17 protein-coding genes are annotated in these 21,413 nt (G+C 58.7%); 11 read left to right on the plus strand and 6 right to left on the minus strand.

The genetic code is table 11. The features are described 5' to 3' along the window. The first annotated feature begins 6 nt into the window (after positions 1-6). From xdhB to D1823_RS21270, 7 genes are all read left to right on the plus strand, one after another. On the plus strand, positions 7-2,325 hold the full coding sequence (gene xdhB / locus D1823_RS21240; RefSeq protein ID WP_117873817.1) for a xanthine dehydrogenase molybdopterin binding subunit: 2,319 nt from the start codon (positions 7-9) through the stop codon (positions 2,323-2,325). A gap of 3 nt (positions 2,326-2,328) precedes the next feature. Then, complete coding sequence (xdhC, locus tag D1823_RS21245) at positions 2,329-3,207, plus strand: xanthine dehydrogenase accessory protein XdhC (RefSeq protein WP_117873819.1); 879 nt, start codon at positions 2,329-2,331, stop codon at positions 3,205-3,207. Between the two features lie 43 nt (positions 3,208-3,250). Beyond that, positions 3,251-4,852: a xanthine/uracil/vitamin C permease gene (locus D1823_RS21250; protein ID WP_117873821.1), complete on the plus strand. Its 1,602-nt coding sequence runs from the start codon at positions 3,251-3,253 to the stop codon at positions 4,850-4,852. Between the two features lie 535 nt (positions 4,853-5,387). After that, positions 5,388-7,484, plus strand: coding sequence for a hydantoinase/oxoprolinase family protein (locus D1823_RS21255; protein ID WP_117874101.1), 2,097 nt, complete (start codon positions 5,388-5,390; stop codon positions 7,482-7,484). Further along, positions 7,484-9,148, plus strand: a complete 1,665-nt coding sequence (locus tag D1823_RS21260; RefSeq protein WP_117873823.1) for a hydantoinase B/oxoprolinase family protein — start codon at positions 7,484-7,486, stop codon at positions 9,146-9,148. The genes D1823_RS21255 and D1823_RS21260 overlap by 1 nt, the downstream gene beginning before the upstream one ends. After that, positions 9,145-10,212, plus strand: coding sequence for a histidinol-phosphate transaminase (locus tag D1823_RS21265; protein WP_117873825.1), 1,068 nt, complete (start codon positions 9,145-9,147; stop codon positions 10,210-10,212). The genes D1823_RS21260 and D1823_RS21265 overlap by 4 nt, the downstream gene beginning before the upstream one ends. After that, complete coding sequence (locus D1823_RS21270; RefSeq protein WP_117873828.1) at positions 10,209-10,946, plus strand: Asp/Glu racemase; 738 nt, start codon at positions 10,209-10,211, stop codon at positions 10,944-10,946. The genes D1823_RS21265 and D1823_RS21270 overlap by 4 nt, the downstream gene beginning before the upstream one ends. Before the next feature lie 162 nt (positions 10,947-11,108). Here D1823_RS21270 and D1823_RS21990 read toward each other — a convergent pair whose 3' ends face one another. Together D1823_RS21990 and D1823_RS21275 are read right to left on the minus strand one after the other, a co-directional pair. Next, complete coding sequence (locus tag D1823_RS21990; RefSeq protein WP_162896902.1) at positions 11,109-11,258, minus strand: hypothetical protein; 150 nt, start codon at positions 11,256-11,258, stop codon at positions 11,109-11,111. Positions 11,259-11,276: 18 nt separating this feature from the next. Next, positions 11,277-12,632, minus strand: coding sequence for an MmgE/PrpD family protein (locus tag D1823_RS21275; RefSeq protein WP_117873830.1), 1,356 nt, complete (start codon positions 12,630-12,632; stop codon positions 11,277-11,279). A 229-nt stretch (positions 12,633-12,861) separates the two neighbouring features. On the opposite strand from D1823_RS21275, the gene D1823_RS21280 reads away from it, so the two are divergent. Both D1823_RS21280 and D1823_RS21285 read left to right on the plus strand, forming a co-directional pair. Beyond that, entirely contained in the window at positions 12,862-13,749 is an 888-nt protein-coding gene (locus D1823_RS21280) for a LysR substrate-binding domain-containing protein (protein ID WP_117873832.1), read from the plus strand. Between the two features lie 526 nt (positions 13,750-14,275). Next, positions 14,276-15,580 carry a UDP-glucose/GDP-mannose dehydrogenase family protein gene (locus tag D1823_RS21285; protein ID WP_117873833.1) on the plus strand — a complete coding sequence of 435 codons (1,305 nt, stop codon included), beginning with the start codon at positions 14,276-14,278 and terminating at the stop codon, positions 15,578-15,580. Positions 15,581-15,652: 72 nt separating this feature from the next. Here the strand turns inward: D1823_RS21285 and D1823_RS21290 are convergent, their stop codons facing one another. Beyond that, a complete protein-coding gene (locus tag D1823_RS21290; protein ID WP_117873835.1) occupies positions 15,653-16,654 on the minus strand; it encodes a sterol desaturase family protein in 1,002 nt (333 codons plus the stop codon). 107 nt (positions 16,655-16,761) lie between these two features. Between D1823_RS21290 and D1823_RS21295 the strand changes: the two genes are divergently transcribed. Beyond that, on the plus strand, positions 16,762-17,652 hold the full coding sequence (locus D1823_RS21295; protein WP_117873837.1) for a LysR family transcriptional regulator: 891 nt from the start codon (positions 16,762-16,764) through the stop codon (positions 17,650-17,652). Here D1823_RS21295 and D1823_RS21300 read toward each other — a convergent pair. Genes D1823_RS21300 through D1823_RS21310 form a run of 3 tightly spaced genes read right to left on the minus strand, consistent with a single transcriptional unit; the run spans position 17,625 to position 20,010 of the window. After that, positions 17,625-18,704 (minus strand): helix-turn-helix domain-containing protein, encoded by a 1,080-nt coding sequence (locus tag D1823_RS21300; protein ID WP_117873839.1) that lies wholly within the window; start codon positions 18,702-18,704, stop codon positions 17,625-17,627. The genes D1823_RS21295 and D1823_RS21300 overlap by 28 nt on opposite strands. Positions 18,705-18,751: 47 nt before the next feature. Next, positions 18,752-19,489 (minus strand): hypothetical protein, encoded by a 738-nt coding sequence (locus tag D1823_RS21305; RefSeq protein WP_117873841.1) that lies wholly within the window; start codon positions 19,487-19,489, stop codon positions 18,752-18,754. Then, entirely contained in the window at positions 19,486-20,010 is a 525-nt protein-coding gene (locus D1823_RS21310) for an RNA polymerase sigma factor (protein WP_254683861.1), read from the minus strand. The genes D1823_RS21305 and D1823_RS21310 overlap by 4 nt, the downstream gene beginning before the upstream one ends. Positions 20,011-20,106: 96 nt before the next feature. Here D1823_RS21310 and D1823_RS21315 point away from each other — a divergent pair, with 96 nt between their 5' ends. Then, positions 20,107-21,042, plus strand: a complete 936-nt coding sequence (locus D1823_RS21315; protein WP_117873843.1) for a cytochrome c family protein — start codon at positions 20,107-20,109, stop codon at positions 21,040-21,042. Positions 21,043-21,413 lie beyond the last annotated feature (371 nt).

Raw genomic sequence — 21,413 nt, forward strand, 5'->3', positions numbered from 1 at the left:
GAAAACATGAAAGACAACGTTTCCATCATTGGATCGGCCCATACCAACGTAAACCACGACAGCGCGATCAAGCACGTCACCGGGCAGGCGGATTACACAGACGACATTGCGCTTCCAGAAGGCGCGCTGCACGCGTATCTCGGCGTGTCAGACGTCGCACACGCCAAGATCGTGAACATCGATTTCACCGATGTTCTCGCCACACCCGGCGTGATCGGTGTGCTGACCGCTGATGATGTGCCGGGGGCCAATGATATCAGCCCGACACATCTGAACGACGAACCTGTTTTCCCGACCGACGCCATTCAATTCCACGGCCAGCCGTTGTTTGCGGTGGTTGCCGAATCCCGCGACATAGCGCGCCGCGCTGCGGAACGGGCAAAGGTCGACTTCGAAACCCTGCCCCATGCGCTGGATCCGATTGCCGCAAAGAAAGCAGGATATCCGCATGTCACAGCGCCCCTCAAGCTGGAGCGCGGAGACGTCGCACCGGCTCAGGCGGCCGCGTCCAACCGGATCAAAGGCCGGATGAGCGTTGGCGGTCAGGATCACATGTACCTTGAAGGTCACATCGCCTTTGCGATACCGGGCGAAGACGACGATGTGGTGGTGCATTGCTCGACCCAGCACCCGTCCGAGGCGCAGCATATGGTGGCGCATGTCCTTGGGGTGCCGTCCAATGCCGTCGTGGTCAATGTCCGTCGCATGGGTGGGGGATTTGGCGGCAAGGAAAGCCAGATGAACCTGTTCTGCGCAGTGGCGGCCATGGCTGCCAAAAAGTGGAACCGCGCCGTCAAAATCCGCCCCGACCGGGATCAGGACATGACCGCAACCGGCAAACGCCACGACTTCGTGATCGACTATGATGTCGCATTTGACGACGAGGGCCGCATTCAGGCGGTCGAAGGCAGTTTTGCTGCGCGCTGTGGCTTTTCGGCAGACCTGTCGGGCCCTGTCACCGACCGGGCGCTATTTCACGCCGACAACGCCTATTTCTATCCGAATGTGCGCCTGAACAGCCACCCGATGAAAACCAACACCGTGTCGAATACCGCGTTTCGGGGGTTTGGCGGCCCGCAGGGCGTGATCGCGGCGGAACGGATGATCGAAGAGATCGCTTATGCCACGGGGCAGGACCCGTTGGATGTTCGCAAGGCGAATTTCTACGGCACCAAGGACCGCAACGTGACCCCGTACCACCAGGAAGTCGAAGACAGCATTCTCGACCGGCTGGTCGGAGAGTTGGAAGAAACATCGGAATACCGCCAGCGCCGTCAGGATATCATCGAGTTCAACAAGACATCGCCGATTCTGAAAAAAGGCATCGCGCTGACGCCGGTCAAGTTCGGCATTTCCTTCACTGCGACCTGGTACAATCAGGCCGGCGCGCTGGTGCACGTCTACAATGACGGATCAATCCACCTGAACCACGGCGGCACTGAAATGGGCCAGGGCCTGAACACCAAAGTCGCTCAGGTCGTCGCCGAGGCCTTCCAGGTCGATTTCAACCGGATCAAGATCACCAAGACGACGACTGAAAAAGTTCCCAACACCTCGGCCACCGCGGCGTCCAGCGGGACCGACCTGAATGGCATGGCAGCGTTGAACGCGGTCGAACAGATCAAGGAACGTCTGGTGAAGTTCGCTGCTGAAAACTGGAAAGTCGCTCCTGAGGAAGTCGCATTCCACGCCAATCAGGTGCATATCGGCCAAGACGTTCTGGCCTTCGATTCATTCATCAAACAGGCCTATCTGGCGCGCGTACAACTGTCGGCGGCCGGGTTCTACAAGACACCAAAAATCCATTGGGACCGAGCCAAGGGGCAAGGCCGCCCGTTCTATTACTTCGCCTATGGTGCGTCCTGTTCGGAAGTCACAATTGATACTCTGACCGGTGAATACTACGTGGATCGGACGGATCTACTGCACGACGTCGGACATTCGCTGAACCCTGTGCTGGACAAAGGTCAGGTCGAAGGTGCCTTTATTCAGGGCATGGGATGGCTGACCACCGAAGAGCTTTGGTGGGACGATGCCGGTCGTCTGCGCACCCATGCCCCATCAACATACAAAATCCCACTCGCATCAGACCGCCCGCGCATCTTCAATGTGAACCTCACCGATTGGTCGGAAAACCGGGAACTGACCATCAAACGCTCCAAGGCCGTTGGCGAGCCGCCGTTTATGCTCGGCATCTCGGTGTTCGAGGCGTTGTCGATGGCCGTGGCTTCTGTTGCTGATTACCGGGAATGCCCGCGCCTCGACGCACCGGCCACGCCCGAACGCGTCCTGATGGCCGTTGCGCGGTTGCAAGCGGGGCCCTGAACTATGGCTGCCCCGCGTTCTCTGAGCGAGTTTCTGTCCGCGCAGCTTTGCGTGATCCGCGTTGCGTTGACGCGTGTACGCGGGTCTTCGCCGCGCAATGAGGGAACAGAGATGTTCGTGGCACCCGGATCGTTGTGGGGAACCATTGGCGGTGGGCAATTGGAGTTTATTGCCATCAACGCCGCGCGGGACATGCTGCGTGATGGAGCGTTGCATCGGGACATGGATGTGCCTCTGGGCCCGGAAATCGGGCAATGCTGCGGTGGCAGGGTCGAACTGAAACTGACCCGCATGCGGGCCTCAGACAAATGGGCGGCAAAAGAACGCGCCGCCCGGCGCGAAGACGCTTTGCCCAAAGTCTACGTCATGGGCGCGGGCCACGTTGGTCGGGCTCTGGCCAATCTGCTTCAGTACCTGCCGGTGTGCTGCATCCTCGTCGACACCCGGCCCGAAGAGATTGAGCTTTGCACCGCAAATGTCGAAACCCGGGTCAGTGCAATCCCCGAAGCCGAAATCTGGCGCGCACCCGAAGGCAGCGCCTTTATCGTTCTGACCCATGATCACGGATTGGATTTCCTGCTGACGACCGCCGCGCTGGAACGAAAGGATGCCGCTTATGTGGGGATGATCGGTTCCGCAACAAAGCGGGTAAAGCTCAGGAACTGGGCGCAGAAACACTGTGACGGACTATCCGTCGAACAACTGAATTGCCCCATCGGGGCAAGCGGTAGCCGCGACAAGCGGCCCAGCGTCATCGCCGCTTTCGTGGTGGCCGAAGTGATGGCTGATTTGACCTCTGAAACTGCCGCGACCGCCCTGACCGGGGCAAACCAGGCGCCCCTGCGGGCCCACCATCACGACCGGAAAGGGAGATCGGCCTGACACCCGTCGGGCCAACCCGGTCACATCAGAGGAGGAGACCGTCATGGACGGGAGGACCTATGAATACAAGCTGTTTACCCGCAGCGACTTCAGCGCTTTCTGGGCGCTGTTCACGGACAACCTTGTAAACCTGCTGATCCTGTCGGGGGTCTGCCAGTTCGTGTTCCAAATGCCAGCGGAAATCGTCTTTGGCCGCATCGTACCCGGCGCCGCCATCGCGATTTTGGCCGGTGTCGCGGTCTACACATACCTCGCCAAATGGGCGGCAAATGCTCAAGGTAAAGACGTAACCGCGTTGCCCTACGGCATCTCGACGCCGGTAATGTTCGTCTACCTGTTCGGTGTGATCGGTCCCATCTATTGGGCAACCAACGATCCGATGCTGGCTTGGCAAGTCGGTATCGGAGCCGGATTCATGGGCGGCATTGTTGCGGCGTTGGGCGCAATCGTGGGGCCATACCTCAAGAAGATCACGCCCCGCGCAGGAATGCTGGGAACGCTTTGCGGGATCGCTCTGGTTTTCATCGGCTCCGTCCCTCTGGCCGAAGTGTTCGAGAACCCCGTCATCGGCTTTACGTCGCTGCTGTTTATCCTTTGGGGTCTGATCGGGCGCTTCCGTCTTCCCGGCAACGTACCGGCCGGTCTGGTTGCAATTGCCGCTGGTACTGTGATTGCCATCATCCTTGGTGAGTCAAGGATTGATGTCAGCGGCATCGGATTCTACCCGCCAATCCCTTACATCGGGGACCTTATTGCCGGCGTGCAATACCTTTTCGCCAACCCTGAGCTGTTTCTGGTGCTGATTCCGGTGCAGATATACAACTTCATCGAAACCATGAACAACGTGGAATCGGCCGAGGCCGCGGGGGATCACTACCCGGTTGGGCTGTGCCAGGTCACGGACGGCGCGGGCACGATGCTGGGTGCTCTGTTTGGGTCGCCATTCCCGACAACCGTGTACATCGGCCATCCGGCCTATAAACGACTGGATGCGCATGCGGGGTATATTGTCGGTGTGGCCGTTGTAATTGCCGCCGCCGCCTTCCTTGGGTTCCTGTCATTCCTTGCTGGCCTGATCCCGATCGCCGCAGCTGCACCAGTACTGGTCTTTGTCTCAGTCAGCCTGATCACCAACACGGCATGGGCTGTCAAACCGATGCACATGGCTGCGGTATCCTTTGCGATCCTGCCCCATATCTCGGCCTTCCTGATGGTCAAGTGGGGATCTTTGATGAACGCCCTGCGCAGCAGCGGTGTCGAAGGACTGCCGTCTTTGGGAGATGCAAATCTGACCTCGGCCCTTCTCATGGAAGGGGCTCATTACGAGGGACACCTTGCCCTGAGTCAGGGGGCGATCCTCACCGGACTGGTCTGGGGCGCCATCGTGGCCGATGTGATTGACGGACGCTTCCGGATGGCCGGCGCGTTTGCCGTCGCAGGTGGGCTGATGTCTTCGATCGGCATCATCCATTCCTACACGCTACAGATGCCTCAGTTCGACGGGATAACCATCGGCTATCTGATCATCGGCGCATTCCTCTGTGTCTACCCGATGTTCGCACCTAAAGAGGATCTCGAACATCGTATCATCGTACCGGATGAGCCCGATCTCATCGATGACGATTCACCCGCTCAACAAGCCTGATCGACAGCGGGGCAGTCGCACGGCTGCCCCAAAAACCTTCCAGTCCCGTTCAATCAAGGTCGTTCGCGAGGCAGAGATTGCTCTGCGACCGCTTGCCGATCTTTCTCTCGCCTTTCTCCGGGCGACGGCATGTGGTTCGGAAGGGTCTTCCAGCGGATCACCCATGGCGGTTTCTCACAACACAACTGCACCGCCTTGACTCCGTCCATCATGAACACGATCAAAGCCTTGGCTGAGGTTACATAAAACAAACGACCGCAAGTGATTTGCGCGAGGTTATGAACCTCACCTGTGGGCCCCGCGATCGGCCGTCAGCCGATCAACCGTGGCGAATTTTGTCGTTTGCAGGCTTTTCTGTCGCTTTCCCGCTTGTCGCGGCAAGCTGGTATGAACAAGAATACCTGCTTATGAATAGTTGTTTTCCAAATCCTATGGACCGCCGTGCCACCGGCTGTGACCTTGTGATCCTAGCCTGATTTCAGGGCCCCTGGCCCATATGCATCAGGCTGTGACTACGGATTTTTCGGATAACCTCATGACAACTCAAGCGCTGCGCCTGGCCATCGATATTGGCGGCACGTTCACGGATACGGTTCTTGTCTCTGGCGAAGAGACGATACTTGCCTCGACCAAAACCCTGACCACGCATCACAACCCCGCCGACGGCGCCATGCAAGGCGCAGCGCGCGTAATGCAACAGACTGGGCACCATCTGAGCGAAGTCACCGGTTTTATTCACGGCACCACGCTGGCCACCAACGCACTGATCGAAAAACGCGGTGCGGTCGTGGCAACCGTGACCACCGAAGGGTTCAGGGACATTCTGGAAATCGCCTACGAGCGGCGCTATTCGCAATACGACATCAATCTGGAAAAACCTGATCTTCTGGTCCCACGTGAGCGCGCGCTGACAGTCCGCGAACGCGTTTCGGCGGATGGCAAGGTATTGATTCCGCTAGAAGGCACAGCCGTCGACGCGTTGCTGAAGGACATCGACGCCAGCGGAGCGGAAGCCATCGCCATCTGCCTGATGCATGCTTATGCAAACCCCGAGCACGAGCGCAGGCTGCGCGATAGATTAGCGGACAGGCGCCCCGATCTGACCGTCTCGATCTCGTCGGACGTCAGCCCCGAGGCGCGCGAATTCGACCGGCTGTGCACGACAGTCGCCAACGCCTATATCCAGCCTCTGATGGAGACGTATCTGGCCCGGTTTGTCGAACAATTCGAGGCCCGGGGCGTCACCTGTCCGATCCTGATGATGACGGCAGGTGGCGGAATGTGCACCCTGCACACCGCCGCGCGGTTTCCAATCCGGCTTGTAGAATCCGGCCCTGCCGGCGGAGCCATTCTAGCCGCCCGCGTCGCCGCCTGCGCCGGTCTGGATCAGGTACTGTCCTTTGACGTCGGCGGCACCACCGCCAAGCTGTGCCTGATCGACAACGCCCATCCGCAGACTTCACGCCAGTTCGAGATTGCCCGCGCCGCCCGGTTCATCAAAGGATCCGGAATGCCGGTACGTATACCGGTCATCGATATGATCGAAATCGGCGCCGGAGGCGGTTCGATCGCCGAGGTTGATCGGTTGGGACGGCTGACCGTGGGGCCAAAATCAGCGGGATCCGAGCCCGGCCCCGTCGCCTTCATGCGCGGTGGAACCGAACCCACGGTGACGGACAGTGATATTACACTGGGTTATATTGTACCGGACACGTTTGCCGAGGGGCATATTCAGCTTGATTCCGAAGGCTCGAAACAGGCGCTGAGCCGGTTAATCGGGTCGAAGCTGGAGCTGGATGCCGTCGGAGCCGCCGATGGCGTCAGCCGTATCGTCGACGAAAGCATGGCCAGCGCGGGTCGGATGCACGCGGTGGAATCCGGTAAGGACCTTGGCCCACGAACAATGATTGCTTTTGGGGGCAACGGGCCATTGCACGCCAGCCGGGTGGCGCGATCCGCCCGGGTCAGCAGCATAGTGATCCCACCCAATCCGGGCGTCGGCTCGGCTGTCGGTTTCCTGTTCGCTCCGGTGTCTTTCGAAATCGTCCGCTCGCGCTATTCGTTGCTGGGCAGCATGGAGTTGAACGGAATCAACGCTTTGTTCGAAGCCATGATTTCCGAGGCAAGAGACGTCGTCTTCCAAGGGTCCGCTGAGGCGCCGACCGAGACGTCGCGTACTGCCTTCATGCGCTACCACGGACAGGGACACGAGATCGAGATCTCCCTTCCTGACCGCCCCCTGACCGCCGAAGATTTCGTGCCGCTGACCGCTGCATTCGAACAGGAATACCGCAAGCAATTCTCGCGCCCGGTACCGGGAATGCAGATCGAGATTCTCAATTGGGCAGTACGGGTCGCGACCTGTGACAGCGTCGTGCCGGCGGTTCCTGAAACGCCACGGTTGAAGACAATCTCGGTGCCGGAAACCCGTCTGATCACGTGTGACGTGGACGGAGTATCAAAGCCAGCGGCCTTCATCTCGCGAGCGGATCTCAAGCCCGGCGACCACCTTCACGGCCCCGCACTGATCACCGAGCCGCAGACAACCACGCTCGTATCCGCCGACTTCTCGGTGCATGTGGATGCCCTTGGAAACCTCGTCCTCGTTCAGGACCAAAAAGGAGGCGCATGATGTCAGCCGATCTTTCACATGATCTGTCGCCCGCCCAAATGCAAGTGATGTGGAATCGTCTGCTGGCGGTGGTCGAAGAACAGGGCCAAACACTGATCCGCGCCGCCTTCAGCCCGATTGTACGCGAATGTGGTGATATCTCCGCCGGGATTTTTGATGCCGATGGCCGAATGCTGGCGCAAGCCGTTACCGGCACACCGGGGCACATCAACACCATGGCCGAGGCAGTGCAGCACCTGCGCCGGGCTTTCCCGGTTCAGACCATGAAGCCGGGCGACATCTACATGACAAACGACCCATGGCTGGCCTCGGGACACCTGAACGATTTCCTTCTGATGATGCCCGCATTCAAGGATGGCAGGGTGGTGGGCTTCACCTCCTGCACCTCGCATCTCGTTGATCTGGGTGGGTTGGGCATGGGCCCCGAAGGATCCGATATCTATGACGAGGGTCTGCTGATCCCGCCCTGCAAGCTGGTTGAAGAGGGCACTCCCAACGCTCTGCTTCTGGACATCATCCGTGCCAACAGCCGCGAGCCCATTGCCAATGATGGCGACATCTATGCGCTGATCGCCTGTTGCGAGGCCGGTGTTACAAGACTGCTGTCGATGATGGAGGAATTTGGCCTCGACGATCTGGGCACGCTCGGCGCCTACATCATCGACACGTCGCGCCGCGGTACGCTGGAGGCCATCGCCGAAGTGCCCGAAGGTGTCTACAAGAATGTTCTGAAAATGGACGGTTATGAGAATGAGCTGGAATTGCACGCCACCCTGACCGTGAAGAAGAATGGCATGCATGTGGATTTCTCCGGTACCTCGGGCTGTTCACGCAAGGGCATCAACGTGCCGCTGAACTATGCCACCGCCTACACGGTGTTTGCCTTGCGCTGCATTGTCGGCTCGGACATTCCCAACAATGCGGGATCACTGGAGCCGTTTACCGTTGACGGGCCCAAAGGCTGCATCCTGAATGCGCAGCGCCCGGTACCAGTTGCGATGCGGCACACGCTGGGTCAGGTCACGCCCGATCTGGTTCTGGGCTGCCTGCATCAGGCCCTGCCCAATGCGGTCCCCGCCGAAGGCGCAAGCTGCATGTTCGACCTGCCCATGCGCCATGCCCCTGAAGTCGCACGAGAAGGCGGTCGCGAATTCGCTGTGGAACCCGTGCACAATGGCGGAACCGGCGCGCGACCTCATGCCGACGGTCTGTCGGCCACGGCCTACCCGTCCGGCGTGTTCGGCAGTCAGGTCGAAATCACCGAAAGCGTCGCACCTGTGACGATCTGGCGGCGCGAACTGCGCCCCGATTCCGGCGGCGCGGGCAAGTATCGCGGCGGTCTGGGGCAAAGGATCGAGATAACCTCGTCCAACGGTGCACCCTTTATCGTTTTCCTGTCGGTTGAACGGCTGAAATACCCGGCGCTTGGCCGTATGGGCGGCAAACCCGGCGCGCCCGGCCGCATCCGTTTCAGGGACGGTGCAAACGATATTCCGGGCAAAGGCGAATTGCGGGTGGAACAAGATGATTACCTGATCTTCGATACTCCGGGCGGTGGCGGCCTTGGTGACCCCGCCGAACGCGACCCGGATGCGCTGGCGCTGGACATCAAACGAGGGTTGGTGAGCGAAGAGGGTGCCAAGACTTACAGAGGTGACGCATGATCCGACCGGTTCCTTACGTTGGCGCCATGGGCGCTTATGCGCTGGCTGATCCGAGCGGCGCAGGTACGATTTCACTGGCGCAGAACGAAAGCGCCTTTCCCGCAAGCCCCGCCGCCATTGCGGCTGGGCAGGCAGCGCTGGCGGATCTGGCCCTTTATCCTGATCCGGAATGGGCCGAAATGCGCTCGGCCATTGCCGAAATACACAAGCTCGACCCGGCGCACATTTTATGTGGGGCAGGCTCAATGGAACTGATTGGCTGTCTGATCCGCGCCTTTGCCGGGCCAGGAGATCAGGTGCTGGGCACACAATATGGCTATGCCTTTGTCGCCTCGGCTACAGCACAGGCGCAGGCCGAATATGTGGCAGCGCCCGAGGTCGATTTGACCGTATCGGTGGACGCGCTTCTGGCAGCCGTCACACCTGCCACCCGCATCGTGTTTGTCTGCAATCCGGGCAACCCCACCGGCACGCTGATCCCGAATGACGAAATTGTCCGCCTCCGATCGGATCTGCCCGGCGAGACACTGCTGGTGGTGGACCAGGCCTATGCGGAATTTGCCGATGCCACGAACGATCCCGCGCAAATCTTTGCGCTGATGGACCGGGGCGACACCGTGATCACGCGTACATTTTCCAAAGCCCACGGGCTGGCTGGGGCGCGGGCCGGCTGGGGCTGTTTCCCAAGCGAAATCTCGGGCGGGGTCCGCAAACTTCTGAATCCCAACAATATCTCTATTGCCTCGCAGGCAGCAGCGGCGGCGGCGATGCGCGATCAGGCCCATATGCGCAACGTGGTCGCACGGACAGGCGAAATTCGGGACCGGTTTGCGCAGGCATGCCGCGAACTGGGCCTGAGCGTGCCGAAAAGCCACACCAATTTCGTGCTGATCCGCTTTGCCTCGACCGCGCAGGCACAATGCGCCGATGCGGCCCTGCGGGCGGAAGGCCTGCTGATGCGCGGCATGAACGGCTATGGTTTGTCGGACTGTTTGCGCGCCACAATCTGTGCGCCCGGCGTGATGGACAAGGCCCGCGACGTGTTGAAAGGAACGCTGAGATGACCGAGACCCGCACAGCCGCCAAGATCGGTGTTCTGGTGCCCTTCACCAACACCAATCTGGAACCGGATATGGAGATGCTGCGACCGCCAAACACCACTATCCATTTCCAGCGCATGGGCGGCTATGACGTGGATGAAATTCCCGGCTCGGATCAAATGGCAGGTTTGGGCGCTTCAGATATCAGCCACGATCTGCGTATGATCTCAGGGGTGCGGCCCGATGTGGTGCTGTACGGCTGCACCTCGGCCACCCTGACCCATGGACCGTCTTTCGACGCTGAGCTGGCGCAACAGATCAAATCCGGATCCGGGGCGCTGTCGCTGACCGCGGCCGGATCATTGATCGCCGCAATCAAAACGCTGGAGGCCACAAAGGTCGGCTTTTCCTCGCCCTATCTGGGCGAAATAAACGTACAGGCGATGGATTTCATGGCCCAGAACGGAATCCAGACCGTTCGATGCGCCGATGTGGGCCGCAAGCTGGGCAATTACGGTCAGGGCGAGCTGACACCGGATGAAGTCTATGATCTGGCCTGTCAGGCCGATCACCCGCAGGCGCAGGCCATAATTCTCAGCTGCACCGACATGCGCGCGGTCGAGGCGATCGACCGGATTGAAGCAACGCTTGGCAAGCCGGTGGTCACCTCAAATCAGGCGATGATGTTCTGCCTTATGCGGGCTCTGAACCTGCCGCGTCGCGACGCGCTTCCAGGGCGATTGTTCGACCTGCTCTGAACGGATCAGGGCGCAAGGCGACAGTGTAAAGGAGCAAGCTCACCTCGTACACTTCTTGGATCAGCTAGGCTTGTTGCCAGCTTCAGTTGCGCGCCGCGGCGTGTTCTTGACCGAAGCAGCCGCCCAGATTTCCCGGAGCAGCCAGTCGCACAGCATCGGTCTTCAAACCCCTGTTTCGAAGCGTGACATCCTGTAGGCGGCTCCAAATAGCGCCTTGGCGTTCTGTTCTACCTGTGCAGCGGGCAGCAAGACCGGGGTCATCGCCGCCATCAGGATCCAGGGTGCCGATGTGCTGGTCGGAATACGTTTCAACGGCATCTTCGGCAGATTTTACGTCTGGTCGGCGGGGGCGTAGATCAACGCGCCAAGGTCAGAGAATTTCGAACCTGGCGCACTCAGTCCCAGAACCGCATCACAAATGGCGGCAGCACGGGATGCACCCAGCGATGGTGTCGCAAATTCCATGAACTTGTCGATCACTTCTGCCTCGTCCATTGGTGCCTCGGGTCCGCCGCGTGCGTGTACGTCGCCCGACTCAAGTATCCGCCCGTCGGTCAGGGTGATGCTGACATCGGCAAACCGGCTTTTGGGGAAACGGTCGGAATGGCGTGCTGCCTCTGCTACCGAGATACGCTCGACGACCGAGGCGACCAAAGGGTCGGCCAGACCCGCCCCGGTGATGCTTTCGACCCCGATCCGGCCATGCGCAACCATCGTGGCGACGGCAAACGGCAGCGAATACTGCGCCTTGGACGTATCATCCGGCATGCCTTGAAAGAGGCAGGCGCTTTCCCGAAACGTGTTTACCTGGATCGCCGCAATATCCTGATGCGCTAGGTCGTTTTCACGCATCAGCGCCCGGGTGGCGTCAATCGCCGCATGAGCCCAGCGGCAAATCGGATAGGGTTTCACATATTGATGTTCCATCTGCCAGAAATGGCCCAGATCTTGCCAATGCGGGGCAACGTCTGCCGCTTCGATGGTGATGGCTGGTGCCCCGGTAAAACCTTTTTCGGCCAAAACCGCTGAAGAAATGCCAACCAACGCGCCCCAGCCCGAACCGTCATGTAGCATTGTGGGATTGGCGATCTCGCGCATCATCTGGCTTCGCGGGCCGTGGTATTCGGCAATCCCCATGGCTTGCCGCATCTGCTCGGCCGTAAATCCGCGCATGCGCGCCGCCACAGCCACCACGCCAAGCGCGTTCCAAGCTCCGGATGTGTGATAATCGCTGACAGTGTCATGCAAAGAAATACCCGCTCGTCCCGCGATCTCGTATCCAACGATCACCGCCGCCAATGCTTCGGCGCCCGAGAAGTCTTGAACAGTTTCAGCCAGTGCCGCCAATGCCGGAATAACGGCAACTCCGATGTGGCCTTTGGTTGGATTGTATCCATCATGGCCGTCCAGATTGTCGGTCTGTGTGGCTGCTGCATAGGCCGCGCCCGCGACACTGACGCGGCGACCGTCGAAAAGTATACGCGCGCTCAGCCCCGGGTCGCCCACGCCAAACAGCGCTGCCGCACTCTCGCGCGCAATCCGTCCGGCCTGCATTGGGCCCGATCCTATGGTGATCCCCAGCGTATCCAGCAGCATCAACGCCGCAGCCTTACGGGCTGTTTCGGGAAAATCCTGCGCCGCACGACCCAGCGTAAAATCTGCAACGGTCTGAAAGGTATCTGTCACGGTGTCCAGTCGAGGTTTTTCTTTCGGGTTCCGGTTACAAGAAAAAGCCTATGTGAGTTTGCGCATAGCGGCACGAAAACAATCATGGGGCAATGGCCCCGGATTATTTGTGACTAGGACCAGATCGCATTTCGAGTCAGAACCATTCTTGTGAGTCGCTCATGGGCAAGACAGCAAGCTCTGGGCTTTTTAATTCTTCGCGATGTTCCTTGCCTGAGAAAAGCCTGTCATGATGAATCTTCCACACCTGACCTTTCTGCGTTCGTTCGAAGCGGCGGCACGGCACCTGAGCTTCACCGCTGCTGCCGAAGAGTTGAACTGCACTCAATCTGCCGTCAGCAATCATGTCCGCTCGTTGGAAGAGTTTTTGCAGCGCCCCCTGTTCGTGCGCCATCCCCGATCCCTGTCGCTGACAGATGTGGGAGAGGCCTATCTGCCGTCAGTGCGCCATGCCCTGCAGGAAATCAACGCCGCAACGCAATCGGTCATCGTACGCTCGCATACCCGCAAAGTGGTGGTATCTTGCCCGGTCAGTCTGGCCGAGAACTGGTTGCCGGAAGTGATCCGCGGTTTCAATGCGGTGCATCCCGATATTGATCTGACGGTTCATGGCACTGTCTGGGCGGATGTCGAACAAAATGTTTCGGATATCTCGCTGACAATCAATCATATCGACGATGTTACGCCGGACACACAACAGTTATGGGTCGAAAAGCTGGCCCTGGTCTGTGCACCCGGTTTTCTGGTCGATGGCATTCCGCTTACCGACCCCAAGCAATTGCAGAATGCACCGCTGATCCATATCCTGGGCCGCCCCTCCTATTGGGAGCATGCGGCACGGCATTTCGGATTGTCCGACCTGAGCCAGAAGGACGGTTTGCGGACAAATGCCTCGAATCTGGCGATGGAAATGGCAGCCAAGTCACTGGGGTGCGTCGTCCTGCCCCGGTCTCTGGCTCGGTCTTATGTCGAGCGGGGGCTGCTGATCGAGCCATTCCAGTTCGATCTGAACAGCCCTTGGACCTATTTCATGCGTCTCAAGGAAAAACCAGTTTCGCCACCGGTACGGCTGTTTCAGAACTGGCTGTTGCAAGCCGCCGCTGAAATGGACTCCTGACGGGAAGGGTATTCGCCGGGGTATTTCAGGCGGCTCATTCAATCCCTTTCGCTGTCAAGTCGCGCAACCCGCAATCCTGTGTACAGGTGGTGTCCCACACCGTGTCAAATCTCGCTTGGAACCACACCCAGCCACACAGCTTGTCGGTGACGAGAACACGTGGTTCACCCCTGCACGTCATCAAAACTCAAAAAAGTGGGAGCGGCGGCAGGGATTTTTCCAGTCATCAACAAGCCTTTGCTTCAACTTCAGAAGACACGGGAAATACCTGAAAAATCCTGTCATTCACATCCCATTTCACAACGAAACTCGACACCAACCGGTTCTTCGTGACCATCGATTCCGCCAAACAAAGCCGTCATGATTGCCGATTCGACGGGCCCAAGACCGTCTGCGTTCTTATTGCCTCAATATCCGCAAGAATCTATGGGATGCATCGCGCAACTGCTGGCAGCCATTGAAACCGGCGTCAGTTTCTTTGATTGTGCCCACGCCGTCCGTGGTAATTGGTAAGAAGGATTTTTAGATGCGTATAGCAATGATCGGCACCGGTTATGTTGGTTTGGTGTCCGGTGTCTGCTTTTCGGACTTCGGTCATGACGTGATTTGCGTCGACAAGGCTGAGCAAAAGATCGACATGCTCAAGTCCGGAGAAGTGCCGATCTATGAGCCAGGCCTGGATGTGCTGATGTCAAAAAACGTTGCTGCTGGTCGCCTGAGCTTTTCAACCGATCTGAAGACTGCAGTTGATGGTGCCGACGCGGTTTTCATCGCGGTCGGAACCCCGACCAGGCGAGGGGACGGCCACGCGGATTTGACCTATGTGATGGCGGCGGCAGAAGAAATCGCCCAGGCCATTACCGGATACACTGTCATTGTCACCAAATCGACCGTGCCGGTGGGCACCAATAGAAGAGTTCAGGAGGTCGTTACCACTGCCAACCCCACAGCCGAATTCGACGTGGCATCGAACCCTGAATTTCTGCGCGAAGGTGCTGCGATCGATGACTTCATGCGCCCGGATCGCGTCGTGGTCGGTGTGGAAAACGATCGCGCCGCCGAAGTGATGGCCGAAATCTACCGACCGCTCTATCTGCGTGACTTCCCGATCCTGACCACCGATCTGGAAAGCGCCGAGATGATCAAATACGCTGCCAACGCATTTCTGGCGACCAAGATCACCTTCATCAATGAAATCGCGGGCCTGTGTGAAAAGGTCGGTGCGGATGTCAAGGAAGTTTCACGCGGCATCGGTCTGGACGGACGAATTGGCAACAAGTTCCTGCACGCCGGACCAGGCTATGGTGGCTCTTGTTTTCCGAAGGATACGGCCGCGCTGGCGCGGATCGGACAGGATCACGCTTATCCGATGCAGATCACGGAAACCGTCATTCGGGTGAATGACGAGGTCAAGAAACGGATGATCGAGAAAATCCGCGACGCCTGCGACGACCGCCTCAATGGCAAGACGGTGGCGGTTCTGGGTGTCACCTTCAAACCCAACACCGACGACATGCGCGACGCGCCATCACTGTCCATCATTCCCGCTTTGATCGGTGGAGGGGCCAAAGTGCGCGTCGTCGATCCGCAGGGCAAAGCGGAAGGCGATGCACTGTTGCCCGGAGTCGAATGGAGCGACGACCCCTATGCAGCAGTTCAAGGGGCTGACGTTGTGGTGTTGCTGACGGAGTGGAACGAGTTCCGCGCGTTGAACCTGACCGAGCTGGCCGGTTCCATGAACTCTGCCCGAATGGTAGATCTGCGCAATATCTATTCGAAGTCACAGGCGCTGAAATCCGGCTTTGAAACTTATGTCGGCGTTGGACGCTGAACGCACACCGCCTGTTGGATCAAACACGCCCACCGGACCTACTTGGGTCCGGCAGGGCTCGGCCTTCACGGGCTATTCGGCGGCCCAGATATTGCGGCGGCGTTCCTTGACCATTTCATTGCCTTCATCGGTGCCGTCGTGGAACGTGTTGAACCATTCATCCCAAGGGGTTTCCCAGGTGCCGTAGTTGCAATCGAAAAACCGATGGTGCAGCTGGTGAAAGAAATCCCCGACCTGAAACTTGGCCTTGTTGCCGAACTTCACATGCTCGAACCCGGCATGAGAGGTTGGTGCACCGATGCCGTGATGGAACAGCAGGAAAATGGCGTGGATCGGATGCGACGGCAGCAGAAAAAATATCATTGTGTCGAACATCAGGAAAAAGCTCTCGACCGGATGCATCGCAAGCCCCGACCAAGGGCCGGTGTTGATATTGCGGTGATGCCAAGCGTGGACTTTTGAATAGAGCACACCCACGTGCAGCAGCCTGTGCAACCAGTAGAAATGGAACCCGGCCCAGATCGGCACAAAAACGGTCACGGCGATGAACCAGATCGGGTTGCTGTCAAGTGTGATCATCGTGATCCAGCCATTGGCATAGGAGTACAGGATCAGACATTCCCAGAACGTCCAGAACGTCAACGCCGGGCCCAAGGTCCAGAACATATTGTCCCAGACCTGGTTTTTGAACGTGAATACCTTTGCGCCCTTCATCATCGGGCGCATGTCATAGCGGTATTCGTCCTGTTGCGTGCGGAACCTCCAAAGGGCCAGGTGCAAGCCGCCTGCGGCCACCATCAGGATGCAGAAATTACGGAACCAGATTTTCGCAACCCAGTCCCAGCCGAAGTTCTCAATCCTGCTCAATGAAGGCGTCAGATAGGTCCAGGTGATGACCGCAAAGACCAGCAGCAGCGCCCGCAATGCAAGTGGGTTCCAGCTTTGCAACAGGTATTTAAACGCGGCCAGAGGTTTCATCGGCCAATCCCAGTAGGGCGCAGTCTGAATCGGCAGCTGGGGCGTGTAGTTCCAGATCTTGCGCTTGGCACGTGGCGGCAGGTCAGGGTCTGACATAGTGGGCTCATTTCATCAGTTCACTGATCACAAGCCTAAGGCCAAGGATCAAAAGCTCAGACCATAATGTCTTGCCGGTGAGGCTAAGTTTTGCTTAGCCTGCTGGAATGAACACCCGTGTCCCTTCCCTCAACTGGCTGCGAGTATTCGAGGCTGCGGCCCGGACCGAAAGCTTTGCTCGTGCCGCGACCCAGTTGAACATGACACCTGCTGCCGTCAGCCAGCAGGTCAAGGCGTTGGAGACAAGACTGGGCACACCCTTGTTTCACCGTCACGCGCATGCGGTTACGTTGACCGAGACCGGGCGCGCCTATCTGCCGTCGGTACAGCAATCATTGCTCATGCTTGAAACAGCAACCACCGGTCTGTTTGGCGAAACCCGCGAGCAGAGGCTTTACGTGCAGTCGGTGCTGCTTTTTGCACATGGCATTCTGGCCGGGGGCGTTCCTGAATTTCAGGCGGCGCATCCTCAGATCAACCTTTCGCTTTCGACGGGCAATGGTGTGTCGGACTTTGCCAATCGGTTTACTGACCTTCAGATCGTGTTCGGTAACCCTGCTCTGTTCGGCTCGGAAAGTGACGAGTTGATGCGCGAACATCTCTATCCCATCGCCCCAACTGAGATTGCTGCTCAGATTCAAGCACCAGAGGACTTGTTCAAGTTCACCTTGGTCGAAGTTTCGACGCACCGTGCAAGTTGGCCGCATTGGTTCGAACACCTGCGGCTGCCAGCGGGACAGGCACGATACTTCTTTGCCGACAATTCGGTGATGGCGGCAGAGCTCTGCGCCAGCGGATGCGGCATTGCATTGGCGCGCGCGCCGGCATCAGATCGGATTATGAAGCTGTCCGGTTTGATCCCCTGCCTGCCAGACATCTCATGTCCGGGGCAAGAAGCCTATCACCTGGTCTACCCTTCCCGAACGGCGCTGCGCCCGGCAGCGCGTACGTTTCGCGATTGGCTGATGGGCTACAGCCCCGCCGTCCAGACGCGGTAACGCCCCTGCCCGGTGACCTCGCGAACCAGACCCCGCTGCGCGAACAGGTCGAAGTTGCGCTGTACCGCCGCACGAGAAGCCTTGGTCAGTTCTTCGGCCAACGGCGCTGACACCATGGGCCAAGCTGTCAAAGCGTCGATCAGGCGCGGTGGGGTGCGACCGCTCAGATCCTGCGTGACCTCTCTGGCCTTGTCCTCCCAGGCGCTGATCCGGTCCAGATGCAACAACCCTGCAAGGGCAGCCTGCCCTGCCCCAAGAATCCAAGCACTCAGTTTTTCCGTCGGATCCCCCGATCCGCGCAGCGCGCCGGGCCCGGACAAGGCCAACGGCATGAACAGCGCACCGCCACGCCCCATGGACGCTGCATGCCGCGCGGCAATGACGGCTGCTTCCGTGTCCTGTCCAATGCCTTGTGACACCGCCCGCCACGCATGAAACGCAATTGCTGACTGCGTCACGGGATGCAACCCGTCCGCGTTTTGCATGACCTCAGCCAGATCAACAATAGATTCAGGGGTGGCGTCGGCCCCCTGAGCAAGCCTGTCAAGAAACGCAGTCAGACCAGTTTCCCAGCCGCCGGCGGCAGGTGCGGCACCCGAACTCAGGCGCCGAACCGCCCATCCCGCCCGGAACAACGCCTGCACGTCGTCATGCGTCGCACCGATCCGCAAACCTGTCCACAAAGCCAACCGATCAACGCTGATCCGGTCTCCCGTCCACCACCCCAGATCGGATGTCTCCATCAATGCCAAGCGGTGAGTCCACCCTTCGGGACCTGCCCGCAGCCGTTCGTCCAGCGCCCCAAAAGTCAGGGTCAGATCGGCAAGTTCCGCAGAAAGTTCGGACTGCGCGGCACGCCAATCGCGCGGATCGAACAGCAGGCGCTGTTCGGGCCGCGGTCCGGGCAGGAAGAAATCATCGTCTGCCACGTCTTCATCCGGTGGCAAGAACCAAAGGTCGTCCTCTTCGGACGGATCCCCGTCATATATACTGGCGGGGCCAAGATCTTCGGCCTCGTCTTCAGGAAGGGGCAAGGGTTTCTTCGGCGTCATACCCCGCATTCTTCGGACATTCCTGTCGGTTCACAAGGGGTATTCCGTCAGCCCGCAAAGGTTCGGGTCAGAACATCCAGTTCGCCACTTAAATCGGTCTGCGGAGAGCTACCCAACAGCATGTAACCATAGCCATCCTGTGCCCAGGTCGCTGTTGCCAAACCACTCAGAACGGCCTGCTTGACCTCTGCCTTCGGGGCGTTTGGCCCCTGACGGATAACACAGAAGGCAAAAGGTTGACCCTGCTCATCGGCGAAAACGACCTGAACCAAGGGCCTTCCCTTGAACGACAAAACCTGTGCACGCTTCAGCGCCAAACCCGGCAGGGATTCCAGCGCTTCACGGTTCAGAGACCTGCCAAGTGCTGCCTCGGCCATCGCGAACTGTTTGTCCAGCGATGCCTCGGAACTGTCCAGCGAGACAATCGTCTCGGGCACATAAAGCGACTGATAGATCGCCGCTTGCTGCACCCAGCCTAGTTCTGCCGGGCGCGTTGCCCAGAACGTCAGGGCAACGGCTGCGACCCCGGCACTCGCGGCCACGGCCAGAAGGCGCAAAAATCCGCCATTGGCGTGATGCGCCACGGGTTCCGGCAAATCGACCTTCGGCGCCTCGGTGGGCAGTTTCTCAATAACGTCCTGAACGACAGGCGCGAACGGATCCAGCGCCATCAAGCGGCGTTCAAGCTCAACGTCATCCTCAACTGCAGCCTCGATGGCGCAGCTCTGAGCTTCATCCAGTGTGCCTTCCAGATACGCCAACAGCGTCTCGTCGGAAAACGTCATTTGCCACTCCGTCGCGCGGCGACTGCCGCATCAAACTGCATCACGGTTTTCAGTTTCTGCCGGGCATTCGACAGCCGGCTCATGATTGTGCCGATGGGAACGTCCAGCAGAGCAGCGGCTTCGCGGTAGCTGTACCCTTCGACGAACACAAGCATGACCGTTTCCCGCTGCGCTTCTGGCAGCTGCATCACTTGAGTAAACACTTCAGCCGCAAAAATATTCGTTTCTGAATCCGGCCCGATTGCGACCAGTTCCGCTTCCGGCGTCACCGACAGCGCCTGTGCCCGCCGGACAGATCGAGACCGCACTTCGTTCAACCAGATTGACCGGCAGATCGTCATCAGCCAACTGTCCAGACGATCATGCGACGTCACTTGATGATGTCGCTCAAGCGCACGCAGGCATGTGGCCTGCACCAGATCGTCCGCCACATCCGATGCCCCCGACAAAGCCAGAGCAAACCGCCAGACGCGTTTTGAATGCGCCTGCACCGCTTCTCTGACGGCCTGTTCGGAAGTCATCTCGGCACTCATCGAATAAAATGCGACCTGTGTGTGTTTGTCAGTAACGGACCCGGCCCGCAGGGCCAGAATTGACATAAACTGCGGAGGAAAGAAATGAAACTTCTGTTGAAGGCTGTCACGTTTGCGTCGGCAATTGTTGCAACACCCATTTGGGCGGAAGGATGGCTACTGGATTCCGAACGCTCGCATCTGGCCTATGGGTCGATCAAGAAAGACTCGGTGGGCGAGGTCAACAGTTTCACCAACCTCAACGGGCACGTCCGGGATGGCATGGCTGAAATCGAAATCGACCTGTCCTCGGTCGAAACCAATATCGATATTCGCAATGAACGAATGATCGAATTTGTCTTTCGCCAGGCACCCACTGCATCCCTGACTGCCGAATTCGATATGGCAAAGGTTTCAGACCTGGCCGTCGGTGAAACTACGACGGTAGATGCTGCATCCGTGCTTTCGCTGGCCGGCACGGATGTTGAGTTTGACGCAGAAATGTTCGTCGCGCGCTTGTCTGAAACTTCGGTGCTTGTTTCGACAAACGACATGGTGTTTCTCAGTACGGAAGACGCCGGTCTCAACACGGGCGTGGACACGCTTATGGAGCTGGCAGACTTACCCGGTATCACCCGAACGGTACCAATCACGGCCCGGCTGATCTTTCACAGCGATGAGGAACAGGCCGCAGCGGCATCGGATGCAACGGCTGTTGTTGCTGCCGCAACTGTCCAAGGTGACCCAACAGCCGGCAAAAAGGTCTTTCGCAAGTGCAGCGCCTGCCACAAACTGGAAGAACGCCGCCATGGCGTCGGTCCGTCCTTGCACGGTATCCTCGGCACAAAGGCTGGTCAGGCAGAGGGATTCAAATACTCGACAGCACTGAAAGGTTCCGACATCGTCTGGACGCATAGGACCCTGAGCGCGTTCCTGGCGGATCCCAAAGGCTATCTTCAGGGCAATCGAATGCAGTTTCGCGGCCTGAAAAAGAACGAGGATATTGTCGACCTTCTGGCATATTTGCAGGAAGAAGGGTGACAGCGACCCGTGAGAGATAGGTCTTTGCGCCAAGTATCGACGTCAAACAACTGGACCCAGTAAAGGTCAGATACCTAGCCTGCGCCCGTCTCCTGTCTGTTTTCTGGACCAGTAAGGATTCAAAGTAGTCCGATATCCAGAAAACAGAGCTCTCTGTTAGCGGATTGTTGCCGAACGTTGCGAATCCTTTGCTGCGGGCCAAATCACATTTTGCGGTTTTTTTGCAAATCCAAGCATGCACCAATCTTGCCCGCACCGATACAATGGGGCAAATCGCGATGTCCATCGCTGCCTCCCGCTCTTGTCCGATCTTCAACCAGCTACTATCTAGCGAGGGTACATCTCAGATAGTCGGGATGGGCCGCTCTGCC

Origin of the sequence: Ruegeria sp. AD91A (assembly GCF_003443535.1) — a bacterium.
Lineage (GTDB): Bacteria > Pseudomonadota > Alphaproteobacteria > Rhodobacterales > Rhodobacteraceae > Ruegeria.